The organism is Pseudooceanicola onchidii (genome assembly GCF_004959925.1).
GTDB classification, from domain to species: Bacteria; Pseudomonadota; Alphaproteobacteria; order Rhodobacterales; family Rhodobacteraceae; genus Pseudooceanicola; species Pseudooceanicola onchidii.
The window spans coordinates 1,621,523-1,638,634 of record NZ_SPUW01000001.1 but is presented as its reverse complement, the minus strand read 5'-3'; the positions used below and the strand labels follow the sequence as shown (position 1 = coordinate 1,638,634).

At 61.6% G+C, this 17,112-nt stretch carries 8 protein-coding genes and 1 tRNA gene; 3 read left to right on the top strand and 6 right to left on the bottom strand.

Annotated elements, in window-relative coordinates:
* Positions 1-407: 407 nt before the first annotated feature.
* Both E4S58_RS07900 and E4S58_RS07895 read right to left on the bottom strand, forming a co-directional pair.
* Entirely contained in the window at positions 408-2,399 is a 1,992-nt protein-coding gene (locus E4S58_RS07900) for a DNA phosphorothioation-associated putative methyltransferase (protein WP_169052624.1), read from the bottom strand.
* Between the two features lie 196 nt (positions 2,400-2,595).
* Complete coding sequence (locus E4S58_RS07895; protein WP_136635763.1) at positions 2,596-2,796, bottom strand: helix-turn-helix transcriptional regulator; 201 nt, start codon at positions 2,794-2,796, stop codon at positions 2,596-2,598.
* A gap of 564 nt (positions 2,797-3,360) precedes the next feature.
* Between E4S58_RS07895 and E4S58_RS07890 the strand changes: the two genes are divergently transcribed.
* A complete protein-coding gene (locus tag E4S58_RS07890; protein ID WP_136635762.1) occupies positions 3,361-5,544 on the top strand; it encodes a CAP domain-containing protein in 2,184 nt (727 codons plus the stop codon).
* Positions 5,545-5,619: 75 nt separating this feature from the next.
* Here the strand turns inward: E4S58_RS07890 and E4S58_RS07885 are convergent, their stop codons facing one another.
* The 4 genes from E4S58_RS07885 to E4S58_RS07870 all read right to left on the bottom strand — a co-directional run bounded on the left by E4S58_RS07885 (position 5,620) and on the right by E4S58_RS07870 (position 8,822).
* Positions 5,620-6,786 carry a DegT/DnrJ/EryC1/StrS family aminotransferase gene (locus E4S58_RS07885; RefSeq protein WP_136635761.1) on the bottom strand — a complete coding sequence of 389 codons (1,167 nt, stop codon included), beginning with the start codon at positions 6,784-6,786 and terminating at the stop codon, positions 5,620-5,622.
* Complete coding sequence (locus E4S58_RS07880) at positions 6,783-7,718, bottom strand: GDP-L-fucose synthase family protein (RefSeq protein ID WP_136635760.1); 936 nt, start codon at positions 7,716-7,718, stop codon at positions 6,783-6,785. Before E4S58_RS07880 ends, E4S58_RS07885 begins: the two co-directional genes overlap by 4 nt.
* Before the next feature lie 67 nt (positions 7,719-7,785).
* Positions 7,786-8,250 carry a disulfide bond formation protein B gene (locus E4S58_RS07875; protein WP_136635759.1) on the bottom strand — a complete coding sequence of 155 codons (465 nt, stop codon included), beginning with the start codon at positions 8,248-8,250 and terminating at the stop codon, positions 7,786-7,788.
* Positions 8,247-8,822 (bottom strand): YqaA family protein, encoded by a 576-nt coding sequence (locus E4S58_RS07870; RefSeq protein ID WP_136635758.1) that lies wholly within the window; start codon positions 8,820-8,822, stop codon positions 8,247-8,249. Before E4S58_RS07870 ends, E4S58_RS07875 begins: the two co-directional genes overlap by 4 nt.
* Before the next feature lie 112 nt (positions 8,823-8,934).
* On the opposite strand from E4S58_RS07870, the gene E4S58_RS07865 reads away from it, so the two are divergent.
* Positions 8,935-9,020 (top strand) — tRNA-Leu (locus tag E4S58_RS07865).
* A gap of 691 nt (positions 9,021-9,711) precedes the next feature.
* The gene (locus E4S58_RS07860; protein WP_136635757.1) at positions 9,712-16,809 is read left to right on the top strand and encodes an Ig-like domain-containing protein; all 7,098 of its coding nucleotides are present in this window, start codon (positions 9,712-9,714) and stop codon (positions 16,807-16,809) included.
* Positions 16,810-17,112: the final 303 nt, after the last annotated feature.

The window sequence follows — 17,112 nt, the reverse complement described above, 5'->3', positions numbered from 1 at the left end:
CCGCGAACGCGGCAGCCAGTTCGGTCTTTGTGCGGTGCCCACCATGCAAGAGAAGTTCCCTCACGACCACCGGCTGGTAGACGTCCGTCATCGACATGGTATTTCTGAGGAACTCAAGGAGTTTAGTTTTGCTCATATCATCAGCATAGCCGAATGACCTTGGGGGAAGCTACGGATGGTTTTGCTCTGTACTGACTTGCGCATACTTGGCGATGGCGGGCGTGTCTGAGCGCGCTTGGTGAGGAAAATGCCTGGTTTCACGCTGAGTATCGCCTGCCTACTGGTTGAAGTAATGCACTTGGCAACCCATCGGTTTTTTTTTGCCTAGTCTAGCTCTTCGTAGCGGCGCACAGCAACTCCCCAGGCTTATAAGCAAGTCCTGGCAGCCATGAATAAAAGTGCCTTTGCTATCGGAAAGCAACAGGCGCCCAACTCCACCCGCTAAGAACAAGGCCCGCAGTTTCGGCGGCCAACGCTATCTCCCTTCCGGTGGCGCGGATCCCGAACCCATCCAATCCGATTTCAGCCGCTTGCGCATCGAACCTTTTCTGACGCTCAAAACCAGTTTGATCAGTTGACATGAATCGAGACTTCAAGAGCAGGCGCTGATCCTCACCGTGGTGGTCGAAGTCCGAAATTCGCTGCCGCCTCAGATCGACCTTGGTTCGAACCTCTAGACGCGGAATAGGGGACAGCTCAAAGTCTGCATAGCGGAAACCTGTCAACTTGCCGGTTCGAAGATGAAATTTAATAAGTTGCATCTCGTCGAAGCCACCGGCGTACTTCTCAGCACAGCCTGCAAAACAACGCAGCACTGCGGGGAGTCGCGGTGTTAGTTCAGTTCCAACCCAGTAGTTCTTTTCTTCGTCCAAATAACCCAGCCCTTCACTGGCGGTAGCCTCGGCCGCGGCGCAGAGACGCTCACAGTCAGCGAGAGAGAAAAGCAGATCATGCGCTGTCGCTTGCGCCGTGGTGAAATTTTGGAACAGCGCACGAACATCCCTTTGGAGACGCTCTGGCAAGTCCCTGTAATTCTTGCGCCGATTGAATTGGTTGAGCGCTAGATAGACAGCGATATCTTCCTGCCTCTGCTGGGCTACTTCGTCGAGAATTTCGGGGTCGGACAGGCTGCTCGCCAAACTGATTGCCTTCGCGGCCGAGGTATTTGCCGCCTCGAGCCGGTTAAGTATTTCCTGCGGAAGTTCGACCACCGCTGGCCACCTTCCAAGTTCTGTCGCTACTGCCGCAATGGCTTCGAGGTCAGGTCGGAGGGCCTCGAAGGCCGCTTCTCGCGCCTCCTTTCGCCGTGCGGCGGCGCTCACGGCCGGGACGGGCCGGCGAGTTTGTCGAGACAGCAGGTAGGATTGCTCGGACACCGGATCTGCAAAAATGAAGAAGAGACCTGGTCCTGCCGGAAATGCCTCTCTGCCCAATGTGGATTCAATCACTTCCTTGAGTTCGACCGGGCGATAGAATTTCTGAAACGTACCGCGGCGTGTGACGTGCCCGTCACCATAGGGTCGGCACGTCTCTGTTCGCGCCCGGCTAGAGGTGATGACGGCGACCGCGAGGCAGCGTTGCGCGAGGGCAAAGGCCGAACGCAGGACGTCCTGCCGCTCAGCGGGGGTCTCGATCACATTCAGAACAAAGCCGAGATTTACCACGTGAGCTGGCTCGCGTGGCTGATCCGGAGAGTAGTATGGATCCCACCCGGCGGCCGAAATGCCAGCCGCCTGAAGCCCTTCGATATCCGATCCGAATCCGCACCCGTAGTCGAATACGGTGGTCTTTTCATTGATTAAGCCATAACGGATCAGTGACTGAATTGGTGACGATAGCCCGTCTCTCCGAATGGCCGCGAGATGTCGCTGGATGGTGGCATCTGGCTTTAAAAGGTGCTCGTCAAGCAGCTCAATTGTATGCCCGACAATTTTGACGCCAGCTTCCCGCATACGTTCGTCCCACGCACGCCTTGTCCCAATGGAACTCGTCTCTCTTAGAAGCCCTATGCGTTCGAGGCCAATCGTCAGTTCGCTAAACTCCTCGCGCCTTGGGTGATCAGCTGGCAGGAGAAGTTCTTTACGATGAAGTACTGGTGGGTTGACGCGTGCACGGTAAGAACGCCGAACCGCAGTCTGGTTCTCTAGGTTCACGGTGATGCTCTCGAGCAAGGCCGGAAATGGCCGTTCAAAATCCTCGTAAGTTAGGAGCGAAATTCGCTTTAGTCCAATCGTGTTAATCTTGACGACGTTCCAGTGCGATGCATTCGCTATCGCTTCAGCCTCCCAGACTTCTGACTGCAAGGCTTGCTCCAGATGGGCGACCGCGTCTCGATGCAGGTAGCGGTTACCCGCGACTAGCTTCCCAGGATCTTCCGCATGCATTGCTGTACCTTTCAATAAGCGGCCTTGCTACTTATCCATAGTAGAATGCCCGTGTGGGGGTAGGTGGCCGTTGCTTATCGGTTTGCTCCGCCTTGATTGTTCATGAGACGACAAACGTGGTCACGCAATCGGTGAAAACTCGACCGATCTGGAGTGGATTTTGTATCTCTGCGAAGCCTCTTCATGCAAGACAAGCGTCGAGCTAGCGGCGTCAGCCTTCGATCGATAGCTTGTCTGGAAAGCTTTGAACCTCCCTCTCGAATCCCTCGACATTGGACAGCCTGTAGATTACCCGTCCGCCCAGCTTGAGGTATCGCGGACCCTCTTGAGCCCAACGCCAGCGCTCAAGTGTTCGGTGGCTGATCTTCCAACGTGCCGCCAGTTCGATCTGACTCAGACATACTTCGCTCATTTTCGTCTCCTTTTGCGCAACTCACTTTGGTCGCAGCAGAACGAAGCCGTAAGAAGAAAACCTATTCAAGTCGGTATGTTGAGTACTCAAAGACTATGTCCAGAACAGGCGGATAGAGCGTAGATTGGCGCAAGCCTTAGAAGCGGCGTCGGAACGTTCGGGATGGAGCGGCCCCCTTCGGCATGGGGTCGGACACTTTTCTCAAGATTTCAGAGATTTTCGTGCCATCCAGACTCGATCCGAACTGCCAAAAAAGCCGATTTAATTTTCGAGTCATTCCCTCCGCCACTACCCCCTGAATAAGCGGTCGCTTGCGGTGCCAGGACAGGCGTCGATCGACCTTGGTGGGCAGGCCAAGTGATGGTGCGATCACATCTTTGACAGCACAAAGTATATGGCCTGTGAAACAACATGTTTACTTGCTTCGTACCTTTGGACTGCTAGCTTGATGCGAAGCTGAGGGGCTGGGCTGGTTCGTTTTGCTGACCGGATTACCTGCCTGATATCACACATCCAATGCACGGCCCTTGGGGCTGTTTCCAACGATAGGAACGGGCGAAAATTATGGGTTCTCCGACCGCATACGAACAATTGACGATGGAACTGGTGAACCGGTTCCGCATGGATCCCACCAACGAGTACGACCGGCTTGTCGGTGTGGACGGCGACATTGACAACGCCATCAGTTACTTCGGCGTGGATCTGGCCGCATTGGACACGCAGCTGGCCAGCCTTTCGGCGCTGTCGCCGCTGGCATGGAACAGCCTGCTGAACGACTCTGCCACCACGCATTCCGAACGAATGATCCGGCTTGACGAACAGGCGCACAATTTCGAGGGCGAGCCCGACACGCGCGGCAAGTTCGATGCGGCCGGCTATCCCGACAACTCCTACATCGCCGAGAACATCTTTGCGTTCAGTGACGACGCGCTTTACGGCCACGCCGGGTTCGTCATCGACTGGGGCTACGATGCGGTGGATTACACGAACGGCCAGCTGAACGCCAACTGGCAGACCACCGGCGATGGCATCCAGGACCCCGCCGGGCATCGGAACGTCATCATGTCGGCGAACTACACCGAGATCGGGGTGGGCGTCGTGGTCGACTCCGATCCCGGCACCAGCGTGGGTCCGAACGTCACGACACAGCACTTCGGGGGCCGTCTGGATTACGTCGCGCAGTTCCTTGGCGTCGTGATCGACGACCAGGACAGCGACAATTTCTATGACATCGGCGAAGGCATGGGCGGCGTCACCGTGACCCTGACCGGCAACGCGGGAACCTTTTCGACGACGACATGGGACGCGGGCGGCTGGCAGATCGAAGTGCCCGCCGACACTTATGAAATAGTGTTCTCAGGCGGCGGGCTGGCTGGCACGGTGACCAAGACGGCGACGCTTGGCACCGAGAACGTCAAGGTGGATGCGTTGGCGCAGGAGGCGCTTAATGCTCTGCCGCAGTTGGTCGTTCCCGACGATACGGTGCGGATTACCGAATATCCTTGGGTTCAACTGAATACGGTCATGTCGTTTTCAGACGCGGATGGAAATACGGCCACCCAATACGAGTTGCGTGACACCACCGGTATCAACAATTGGTACGCAGACGGTGCCCTGCGGGATGCGACCTCGGGCTACGTTACCACCAATCTCAGCGGTATCTGGTACCGCCGGGATAGTGAATCCTCTGTACAGACAATGGAGGTTCGTGCGCACGATGGTTTCGAATGGGGTGAATGGACGGCCTTCACGCTGACCACGGACGCCGTCAATTCGAAACCTGTCGTTTCGGTCGATGACCAGTCCATCGTCCTGTCCGATTATCGCTGGCTCAAGCTTTCGGATGTCATCAATGTCTCGGACGCAGATGGCGATGCCATCACGAAGTACGAAATCTACGATAGCGTCGGGGGCCATTCGTGGTACGCGGACGGCAAGGTCGTGGATGCATACAAGGGATACGTGACGTCCAACCTTAACGGGATCTGGATGCAGCGCGACGATGTGGCGTCCAGCCAGAAGCTTTGGGTCCGTGCCCATGATGGCGCGTCCTGGAGCGATTGGGACAGCTTTACGCTCACTTCGGCGGAAAATTCCGCTCCCGTGGTCGCGGTGGAAGATCTCACCATCCAGCTGGAAGCCTATCAATGGGTCCAGTTGAACACGATCCTGAACACGACTGACGCCGACGGCCAGGACATCACGGCTGTGCGCCTCTATGATACCACGGGTGCCTCGAATTGGTTCGCCGACGGTGCGATCCGGGACACGTCCTCGGGCTATACCACCAGCAATATCGACGGGGTTTGGATCAAGCGGGATGCCGTTGCATCGACCCAGACGCTCGGGATCGAGGTGAGCGATGGTACGGACTGGAGCGCGATGGATACATTCGACCTGATCACCAAGGCGAATTCCAAGCCGGTGGTGACCATTGCCGACCAGGCCATCGGGCTTAACGAATACGCTTGGGTGCGTCTGAACACCGTCATGAACGTGACTGATGAAGATGGCGATGTGATCACCAACTACGAAGTCTACGACAGTGCAGGGTCCAACAATTGGTGGGCTGATGGTGGCGTCGTAAACGCCAAGACCGGCTACCAGACCTCGGACCTGGACGGCATCTGGTTCCAGCGTGACGGGTCAGTATCGGATCAGGTCCTTTGGGTGCGCGCCCATGACGGCATTGCCTGGGGCGCTTGGGACAGTTTCAACCTGTCGACCTACGACGACAGCATCGTCTGATAGGGAACAAAGACCAAAGAAAGGGCGCCACCTGCGAGGGGGGCGCCCTTTCGTACTTTTGGTGGCCAAGGGCTGTCAGAGGCGCGAGAGCGCCTCGACCGCCTCGGGGATCGGATAATGGTGATTGCCGACGAACAGGCCGTGCTGGTCGATGTAGTCGGCGTTCTTAAGCGTCCCGTGCACCTCGTAATCGAAATGCGCCATGACCTCGTTCTTGGCGAAATTGCCGGCCACGATCGGGCGGCATTCGAACCCGGCGGCGGTCAGGTCGCGGACCAGATCGGCGCGGGCCAGCCCGGTGTCGGGTCGGATCACCAGTGAGAAGCCGAACCAGCTCGACGCGCCTATTTCGCGCTGGATCATGAACTTGGGGTGGTTGCCAAGCGCGTTCTGGACCAGCGTCCCGTTGGCGCGGCGCCCCCGGATCAGGTCGGGGAGTTTTTCCAGCTGCGCAAGGCCGATGGCGCCCGACATCTCGAGCGGGCGGAGGTTGTAGCCGGGCAGGACGAAGCGGAAGCTTTCTTCGAACGGATCGTCGGATTTCTCGCCCGTCACATGGTTGAACTTGGGCAGGTTACGGGTCCAGCCATGGGCGCGCAGGGCCAGCATGACGTGGTAGAGCTCTTCGTCGTCGGTGACGACCATCCCGCCCTCCATGGTCGAGATGTGGTGCGAGAAGAAGCACGAGAAGGTGCCCATGACCCCGAAGGTGCCGCATTGCTTGCCGCCGAAGGTCGCGCCCATGCTTTCGCAGTTGTCCTCGATCACCACGATGTCGCGGCCGTCGATGATGCGGGTGAGGGCGTCGAAATCGTTCGGGTTGCCCAGCAGGTTGACCACCATGATCGCGCGGGTGCGGTCGGTCACGGCCTCTTCCAGCGCGGTCAGGTCATAGTTCAGCGTCTCGAGGTCGATATCGACGAACTTGAGGTGCAGGCCGTATTGTTGCAGCGGCGCATAGGTGGTGGACCAGCTGACGGCGGGCACGATGATCTCGTCCCCGCGGTTCAGTTTCAGCGCCGGGTTCTTGGTAAAAAAGAGCGCGGCGGTCATCAGCAGGTTGGCGGAAGAGCCGGAGTTGACCATCACGGCGAACTTCGACCCGAAGAATTCGGCGAACTTCGTTTCGAACTCCGCAACCTCGGCCCCCATGGAATAGCGGTCCGAGGCGATGACGCGCTGGATGGCGTCCTGTTCGGACTGGTCCCAGGAGGAGGTGGCGAGGGGGTAGAGAATGCTCATGCTGCGGCCTCGGTCAGGTAGAAATCATAAGTCTTGGCGATGGCGTCGGGAAGGGTCGTCGGCGCATGCCAGCCCCAGTCGGTCTGGCGGGTGGTGTCGCAGAGCTTCTGCTTCATGCCGACGGGACGGCCGAGGTCGTGGGTGAAGGTGCCGTCCCAGCCGATCACATCCGCAACCGTACGGTAATAGTCGTTGATCGAATGGTCGTGGCCCAGACCGACGTTCATCAGGTCGGGGATCGCCTCGATCTCCTCCGCCGCTTTCAGCACCGCGTCGGCCAGATCGCCCGCGTACATGAATTCGCGCCGCGCGGTGCCGTCGCCCCAGATCTCGACCTCCGACGATCCGGCTTGCTGCGCCTCGTAGACCTTGTGGATGATCGCGGGTAGCAGGTGCGAATGCCGGGGGTCGAACTTGTCGTGGCGGCCAAAAAGGTTGCAGGGGATCAGGGTCTTGTACTGTGCGCCCTCGTCCTCGCGGCGGATGTACTGGCACAGGCGCGTCGCCATGATCTTGGCCAGGGCATAGCCTTCGTTCGTCGGCTCAAGCTCACCGGTCAGGATCATGTCCTCGGTCAGCGGGTTGGGCGCGGTGCGGGGGTACATGCAGGTCGAGGCGAGGTTCAGGAAGCGCCGCACGCCCGCCTTGTGCGCGGCCATAATGATGTTGCGTCCCATGGCGGTGTTGCGTTCCAGAAAGGCCACGGGCTGCGCCATGTTGGCCTGGATGCCGCCGACCTGGCCGGCACAATGAACCACGATGTCGGGCTTTTTGTCCGCGACATAGGCGTCGGTCATCGCGGCGTCGGTCAGGTCAAGCTCGGCCGAGGCGGGCGCAAGGATCGTCCAGCCCGCAGCGCGCGGATGTTCAAGGATGTTGCGCCCCACCATGCCCGAACCACCGGTCAGAAGTAGCGTGCCGTTCCTGGACATGGGAATACCTGCCTTGCCTGCGTCTGGTGAACCATTAAGCGGCAGGGCAGGGTGTTACAAGGGTCGGCTAGGGGCGCGGCATCAGCGCGGCGCGCAGCCAGACCACGGCCAGCGCAAAGGCAAGGATCGCGTTCCAGCTGGCCATGGACAGGCCCAGAAGGGACCAGGCGACCTCGTCACAGCGGATCAGCGGGGCGTTCATGATCTGGTTGAAGAGCTCGTCCGCCGATACGGACCCTGGGGAGGAAGAGGTGCAGGTCGTCGGGCCTTCCCACCAGTTGCGTTCGACCCCGGTGTGATAGATGCCGAAGACGCCGGACAGCGCGGCGGCGCCGGCGCCCAGAAAGGCGAGCGCGCGCAGGCCAAGGGCATAGGCCGCGACCCCGATCAGGACGGCGGCCAGATGTGGCCAGCGCTGCCAGATGCACAGCGTGCAGGGGGCAAGGCCCAGGACGTATTGGAAGAAGAGGGCGCCAAGCAGCAGGGCAGCAGAGCCGCCGGCCGCGATCAGGATATGCGTGCGGAATGTCATAGGAATTTCAGAACCGCAAAACCGCCGATCAGCGCAATGAAAAACAACGTGAACATCAGGCCGAGACGCTTTTCGATGAAGGTGCGGATCGGCGGTCCGAACTTCCACAGCAGCCCGGCGAGGATGAAGAACCGCAGGCCGCGCGCCACGATCGAGGTGACGGTGAAGGTGACCAGTGGCATGCCGGTCCAGCCGGACATGATGGTGATGACCTTGTAGGGGAAGGGCGTGATGCCCGCGCCCAGCACCGCCCAGAAGCCCGCGTCGACGAAGGTCTGGTTGAATTCCTCCATCGCCGCGGCCTTGCCCATGGAGGCGAGGATCGGCTGGCCGATGGAGTCGTAGGCGAAGGCGCCGATGGCATAGCCCAGCATCCCACCCAGCACGGACGATACGGTGGCCACGCCGGCGATCAGCCAGGCGCGGCGGCGGTTGGCCAGGATCATCGGGATCATCAGCACGTCGGGCGGGATCGGAAAAACCGAGGATTCCACGAAGGAGATGATGGCGAGAACCAGAAGCGCGTGGCGATGATCTGCCATGCGCAAGCACCAGTCATAGAGTTTCCGCATGAAGTCCGATCCTTTGCCTGCAGGGCCAAGAACCATGCTGCGACGCGGCGGTCAAGGTCGGCAAAAGTTCCGGCTGGACGCGGACAGGCCATCGCATTAGGGATGCGGCAGGGCCCAAGTGGCGGAATGGTAGACGCAGGGGATTCAAAATCCCCCGGCCGCGAGGTCATGTCGGTTCGAGTCCGACCTTGGGTACCAGCCCTCTCTGAAAATCCGGAAATGAGCGCTCTCTTGCGGGGGCGTGGCGTTTACGATTCGGACAACCCCCGGCTGATCCGCCACATTTCGCGAACCAATCTTTCGGCGGATTCGGCCATTGGTTCTGGAACTTGGACGAAAACCGGGCCTTTCGGGGTGGATTGTGATCAAACTTGGGCAAGATTCTTCCGATCCCGTCTGTTTCCGGTTTCGAAACCAAAGCAGGGGGACAAGACCCCGCGCCCCCGCGATGAATGGTTTAAAAACCGTTAAAATCTTGAGGGGTAGGTGTCGGGCGGTGTTTCCGGTCCGGGAAACAATGTCTCGGTTCACGCAATTTCCGCAAGGTCAACTGGGTCACATTGTGGCTGAATCAAGCTTTGGTGACACCAATTTTCCGCTGTTTTTTCCTTTGTTCGACGTGTTCGCAGGATTAAAACCAAACGTGCCCGACTGGGGGGCGCAAGACAGATGGCCGGGGGCGGCCACCGAAATGTCATGCATCCGGAAGGATGTGTAGCTCGCGTTTGTCGGGGCCTGATCAGGAGAGTGATCGGGACGGCCGCCTGGTACCGTGAGACCCACGTGGGTCTGCGGAGGGTCTGGCCATACACAGAACTTCGGACACGGGTAGGATTTTGGCCGCTGCGCGCGGTCTTGCGGGAACTGCGCCGCGCGAAGGAGAGTAGAGATGACTTTTCAGTATAAAAGCCAGGGCGAGATTGCCGGCCGGATGTTCTCGGACGTGGATGGCGACGGGACCGAGAACAAGGCAGGCGGCGGTTTCGACACCGGGCTCGCGGGTCAGACGGTTCTTCTTTACAAGGCCAACGGCAAATTGGTCGGCTCGACGACCACGGATGCGAACGGTCACTACAGCTTCGGCAAGGTGGCTTACGGCGAATACTACGTGAAATTCCCGACCTCGGTCGACGGCAACGGGCTGGTCGAACAGGAAGTCGCGGGCAGCACCTATTCCGAAGACAGCGACGCCGACCCGGCGACCGGCAAGACCATGACCTTCAGCGTCGGCAACGGGCTGGACCAGTGCAACATCGACGCGGGCTACACCGTGCCGACCACGGCGCCTTCGGATGGCGCGGTCGACGGCGAAGAGTTCGGCGAGACGATGGTGCTGGGCTATGACGACAGCAACGCCCCGACCGACCAGGGCGGCGACAAGATCACCAATGGCGCCGACACGATCTTCGGCAACGGCGGCGACGATTACATCGAAGGGGCGGGCGGCGACGACCTGATCTACGGCGACTACGGTCCCGGCACCTCCTCGGGCGGCGGCTCGGGCGAGCGTGAGAGCTTTGAATGGGACAAGGCGCCGGATCCCGATGGTCACGGCGGCATCGACAATGGCGACAACCTGAGCGGCGGATTCACCCAGAACACCGGGTCGGTCGACGTGTCCTTCCGGGTGAAGTCGACGAACGAACACCCCGAGACCAAGTTCCAGACGGACCAGCAGAAGGTGCATTCGATCACCACCGACGGCACTGGCGCGGATGCGCATTCGTCGATGGCTTCGCGCCTGAATTCGGATGACGAAGCTGCGACCTACGAATGGGGCTTTTCGTCTGACGTGGGCAACGTGTCCTTCCGGATCAACGACATCGACGCGGATTCGAAGATCATCATCAAGGCCTATGATGCCAACGGCAATCTCGTCGACATCAATGTCCAGGCCGAGGGTGGCACCCATCTGACGCTGAAGGACCTGGACGGGGCAGGCGGCAAGGAAGTCATCAGCCATTCGGGCCATGACACCGCCGCTGACACCAGCCCGGCGCATTCGGTCCTGGTCAACATCGCGGGGCCGATCGCAAGCCTCGAGATCACGCATGTCCAGGACGGTGGCCATACCTCTGAAATCAACGTGACCGACATCTATTTCGATGCGCTCGAAGGTGATGTGACCGGCGGCGGGTCGGGCACCGGCAACGACACGATCCTTGGCGGGTCGGGCGACGACACGATCTACGGCAACGGCGGCGATGACGAACTGAGCGGCGGCAAGGGTGCCGACGTGATCTACGGCGACAACGGCGAAGACGTGAACGGCGGCGGCACCGAGGGTCCGCGCGAAAGCTTCAACTGGCAGGGCGTCTCCGAGGCGCAGGCCGACAGCACGGTCACGCAGGACACCGGCAGCGTCAACGTCACCTACACCCGGATCAAGGATACCGGGGACCACCAGACCAACATCGACAACTCCACGCATCTCAACACCTCGGGCATCGATGGTGGCGGCGCGACCGTGGACGACAATTCGGCCCTGCGGTCCGAGACCCGCGGCAACGGCAACGAAGGCGATTTCCAGTGGGACTTCTCCGAGGCCGTGACGGATGTGACCTTCAACATCAACGACCTCGACACCAATGGCGTCGTGAAGGTCACCGCCTATGACGAAAACGGCCAGCCGATCCAGGTTCAGCTGACCGGCGGGTCCGGCATGACCCTGTCCGATACCGACGCGGTGGCCGGCAACGACCAGGCCAAGTCGATCCAGGGCGACAAGGTCGAGGATGCGGACAGCAACAACCTCCAGGTCTCGATCGCGGGTCCGGTGTCGAAGATCGTGGTGGAACACACCCAGGTCGGCGCCACCAACTCGGGTATCTGGATCACCGACCTCTACTTCACTGCGCCCGGCACCTCCGGCGGCGACGGGATGAACGGCGAAGGCGGCGATGACCTGATCGATGGCGGCGAAGGCGCCGACATCATGTACGGCGAAGGCGGCAACGACACCTTCACCGTCGGCAGCGCCTCGGACGGCGCAGGCGACAAGATCGTCGGTGGCAACGGCCCCGATCAGACGACCGACAACGACGTGCTGGACCTGCGCGGCGCGGGCCGCGTGGTCATCGACCAGCAGGCCGACGACACGGACGCGGGCGCCTACAAGGGCACCGTGACCTTCGAAGACGGCAGCACGCTTGAATTCAGCCAGATCGAGACCATCCTGACGGACCCGGAAAACCGGACCCCCGACGCGATGGACGACAGCGTCACGGTGGACGAGGACACCACGATCTCGATCGACGTGCTGGCAAACGACAGCGACCCGGATGGTGACACCCTGACGATCACCAATGTCTCCGATCCGGCCAACGGAACTGCGGCCATCGTGGGCGGTGAAATCCTGTACACCCCCGATCCCGACTTCAACGGGACCGAGACGATCACCTACACGGTGACCGACCCCGACGGGAACACCGATACGGCAACGATCACGATCACGGTGACCCCCGTGAACGACGCCCCGGTGGCTGCAGACGACACCGCATCCGTGGACGAAGACGCGTCCGTCACGATCGACGTGCTGGCGAACGACACGGATGTCGACGGCGACACGCTGACCATCTCGGACGTGTCCGACCCGGCGAACGGCACGGTCGAGATCGTGGACGGCAAGCTGGTCTACACACCCGATGCCGATTTCAACGGCACCGACACGATCACCTACACCGTCACCGATCCGGACGGGCTGACCGACACCGCGACCGTCACGGTCACCGTGGGCGAAGTGAACGACGCCCCCGTGGCCGTCGATGACGCCTACACGGTGGACGAAGACAGCACCACGACGCTCTTCCCGCTGGCCAACGACAGCGATCCCGATGGCGACCCGCTGCAGATCGTCGGCACGCCGGTGTCGGCTGCGGGCGGCACGGTCGTCGTCGCTTCGGACGGGTCGATCAGCTATACGCCGCCCGCCGATTTCAACGGCACCGACACCATCTCCTATACGGTGAAGGATCCCGACGGCCTGACCGACACAGCCACGATCACCGTGACCGTCAAGCCGGTCGCGGATGCCCCGGTGGCCGGTGACGACACGGCCGAGGTCGACGAGGACACGTCGATCACCATCGACGTTCTGGCGAACGACAGCGATCCCGATGGTGACCCGCTGACCATCACCGATGTCACCGATCCGGCCAACGGCACCGCGACCGTGGTGGATGGCAAGATCGTCTACACGCCGGACGCCGACTTCAACGGCACCGACACGATCACCTACACCGTGACCGATCCCGACGGGAACACCGACACCGCGACCGTGACTGTGACCGTCAACCCGGTGAACGACGCGCCGGTGGCTGCGGATGATGCGGACGACACCGACATCGTCACCCCCGTGACCATCGATGTGCTGGCGAACGACACGGACGTGGACGGCGACACGCTGACCATCTCGGACGTCGCAGACCCGGCCAATGGCACGGCGCAGATCGTGGACGGCAAGATCGTCTACACGCCGGATGCCGGGTTCACCGGGACCGAGACCTTCACCTACACCGTCACCGATCCCGACGGCCTGACCGACACCGCGACGGTGACCGTCAAGGTCGAGGATCCGACAGGCGGCGCCCAGGACCCGGTGGCCGGCGACGACATGGCCGAGACGGACGAGGACACGGCCGTCACCATCGACGTCCTTGCCAACGACACCGACCCGCAGAACGATCCGCTGACCATCAGCGACGTCACCGATCCGGCCAACGGCTCGGTCGCGGTTGTGGACGGCAAGCTGGTCTATACCCCGGATCAGGACTTCAACGGAACCGACACGATCACCTACACCGTGACCGATCCCGACGGGAACACCGACACGGCCACCGTGACCGTGACCGTAAAGCCGGTGAACGACGCGCCGGTGGCGGTCGATGATGCGGACGACACCGACATCGTCACCCCCGTCACCATCGACGTGCTGGCGAACGACACGGACGTGGACGGCGACACGCTGACCATCTCGGACGTCGCAGACCCGGCCAATGGCACGGCCCAGATCGTGGACGGCAAGATCGTCTACACGCCGGATGCCGGGTTCACCGGGACCGAGACCTTCACCTACACCGTCACCGATCCCGACGGCCTGACCGACACCGCGACCGTGACCGTCAAGGTCGAGGATCCGACGGGCGGCGCCCAGGATCCCGTGGCCGGCGACGACATGGCAGAGACGGATGAGGACACGGCCGTCACCATCGACGTGCTGGCCAATGACACCGATCCGCAGAACGACCCGCTCACCATCACCGACGTCACCGATCCGGCCAACGGCTCGGTCGCGGTTGTGGACGGCAAGCTGGTCTACACCCCGGATCAGGACTTCAACGGCACCGACACGATCACCTACACCGTGACCGATCCCGACGGGAACACCGACACGGCCACCGTGACCGTGACCGTCAAGCCGGTGAACGACGCGCCGGTGGCGGTCGATGATGCGGACGAGACCGAAGAAGACACGGCCGTGACTATCGACGTGGTCGGCAACGACACGGACGTGGACGGCGATGATCTGACGGTTACGTCCGTCGGCACCCCGGCGAACGGCACTGCGGCGATCGTGGGCAACCAGATCCTCTACACCCCGGCGGCTGGTTTCACCGGGACCGATACCTTCACCTACACGATCACAGACGAAGACGGTCTGACCGACACCGCGACCGTCACCGTGACGGTCGAGGACGGACCCCCGCCGCCGCCGCCCGTGCGCGACGGCATCGTGGAAGGCTCCTCGGGTGACGATCTGATCGACGACGATTACGACGGCGATCCGGAAGGCGACTTTGTCGACAACGAGGATGCGCTTGACCCGACCTCGGGCGATGACGACCTGATCGAGGCCTACAGCGGCGACGACACCGTGATCGCGGGCTCGGGCGACGATACCGTCTATGGCGGTGACGGCGATGACAGCATCCACGGCAATTCGGGTGACGATGACCTGCGCGGCGAAGATGGCAACGACACCATCTACGGCGACTCGGGCGACGACACGATCACCAGTGGCCCGGACGGACGCCCCGACAAGGCGGCGGCGATCCCGGGTGTGTCCGACGACACCGATCCGAACGACGACCGCGACCTGGCCTATGGCGGCGCGGGCAACGACAGCATCTCGACCGGGGATGACGCGGACACGATCTATGGCGGCAGCGGCAACGACACGCTGAAGCCGGGCATCGACGACGACGAGGTCTACGGCAACTCGGGTGACGACCTGATCGACGACATCCAGGGCTCGGACCTGATCTACGGCGGCGATGGCAACGACACGATCAATGCCGGGATCGACACCTTCTCGGACTACGAGGGCGACGATCCGAACCTGCCGAACCCGCTGTACCCCGGTGCGCTGAGCGATCCGGACAAGACCGATGGCAAGGACACGGTCTATGGCGGTCAGGGTCACGACGTCATCAACACCGGCGATGACGCCGACCGCGTCTTTGGCGGGTCGGGCGACGACACGATCCACGCGGGCATCGACGACGACTATGTCGAAGGTGGCGAAGGCAACGACTCGATCATCGGTGGCCACGGCTCCGACACGATCTGGGGTCAGACCGGCGACGACTGGATCAACGCGGGCGACAGCGACCTGCTGTACGGCCAGTCCCCGGACGACGATCCGGTCAACCCCGATCCGGTGCCCGAGAACGGCCGCGATCTGGTCTATGGCGGTGACGGCAACGACACCATCTTCGGCCAGGACGACGACGACACGCTGTATGGCGGTGAAGGCAACGACCTGATCGACGCGGGCATCGACGATGACCTGGTCGAGGGCGACTCGGGCGATGATACGCTTCTGGGTGGCCAAGGCGACGACACCATGAACGGCGAACAGGGCAACGACAGCCTTGAAGGCGGTTCGGGTGACGACGACCTCAAGGGTGGCTCGGGCAACGATACGGTCCATGGCGGCATCGGTGGCGATGTCATCTCGGGCGGGACGGGCACCGATCTTCTGTACGGCGACAGCGGCGATGACAGCATCGAGGGCGGCCAGGAGAACGACACCGTCTATGGTGGCGAGGGTGATGACACCCTGCGCGGCAATGTCGGCGCAGACGAGCTTTACGGCGGGTCGGGCGAAGACAGCATCGACGGTGGCGCCGGAAACGACACCATCACCGGTGGCGCGGGCGCGGACACCATGTTCGGGGCCAACGATCGCGACGTCTTCCTCGGGTCGACCGTGGGCGACAAGATCGACGGTGGCTCGGGCGGCGATGACTATGACATCCTCGACCTGCGCGGCTCTGCTCCGACGGGTGGCCGGATCAACGTCATCTACGACAGCAACCCCGAAAACGGCACGGTCGAATTCTACGATGCGGACGACAAGCTGGTCGGCACCTCGCAGTTCGAGGAAATCGAGAAGGTCATCCCCTGCTTCACGCCGGGCACCCTGATCGCGACCCCGCGCGGCGAAGTTCCGGTGGAAAGCCTGAAGGAAGGTGACCGTGTCATCACCCGTGACAACGGCATCCAGGAAATTCGCTGGATGGGCGCCAAGGGTCTGACGGGCCGCGAGCTGCTGCAGAAAGAGCATCTCAAGCCGGTTCTGATCCAGAAAGGCTCGCTTGGCTACGGGCTGCCGGAACGTGACATGCTGGTGTCTCCGAACCACCGTGTGCTGGTGAACAACGACAAGACGGCGCTCTACTTCGAAGAGCGTGAGGTTCTGGTCGCGGCCAAGCACCTGACCGGTCTGGCGGGCGTGAACCGGGTGGATACGATGAAGACCACGTACATCCACTTCATGTTCGACCAGCACGAGGTCATCCTGTCCGACGGGTCCTGGACCGAAAGCTTCCAGCCGGGTCACCAGACCCTTGACGGGATCGGGAACGCGCAGCGCCAGGAGATCCTGGAGCTGTTCCCGGAACTGGCAACGGAACAGGGCCGCGAAGATTATCACGCGGCACGCCGGACCCTGAAAAAGCACGAAGCGAAGCTTCTGCTCAAGTGATGCAGCACCGCCGGGCCCCTGATCGGGGCCCGGCGTCTTTCCGGTCGGGCGGGGGCTCTGGCCGGTTCTCAGGGCGCGGGTGTTGGTATATTGGTTAATTTCGGCCGGGCGGATGCCCGCGCCCTGATTTTTTGAAAACCTTGTGGTGGGGGATTTCACATGGAAATGTTTTTCGGCCTTGCGCGGTGGAGCCTGCTTGTTCTGGCGACCCTGGCCTGCGCGACCCTGTCCGGCATCGGCGTGCTCAGCTTCTGAGCGACTTGGCGCAGCGGCGGTCCTGACCTATCTTCCAGGGACGGAGGA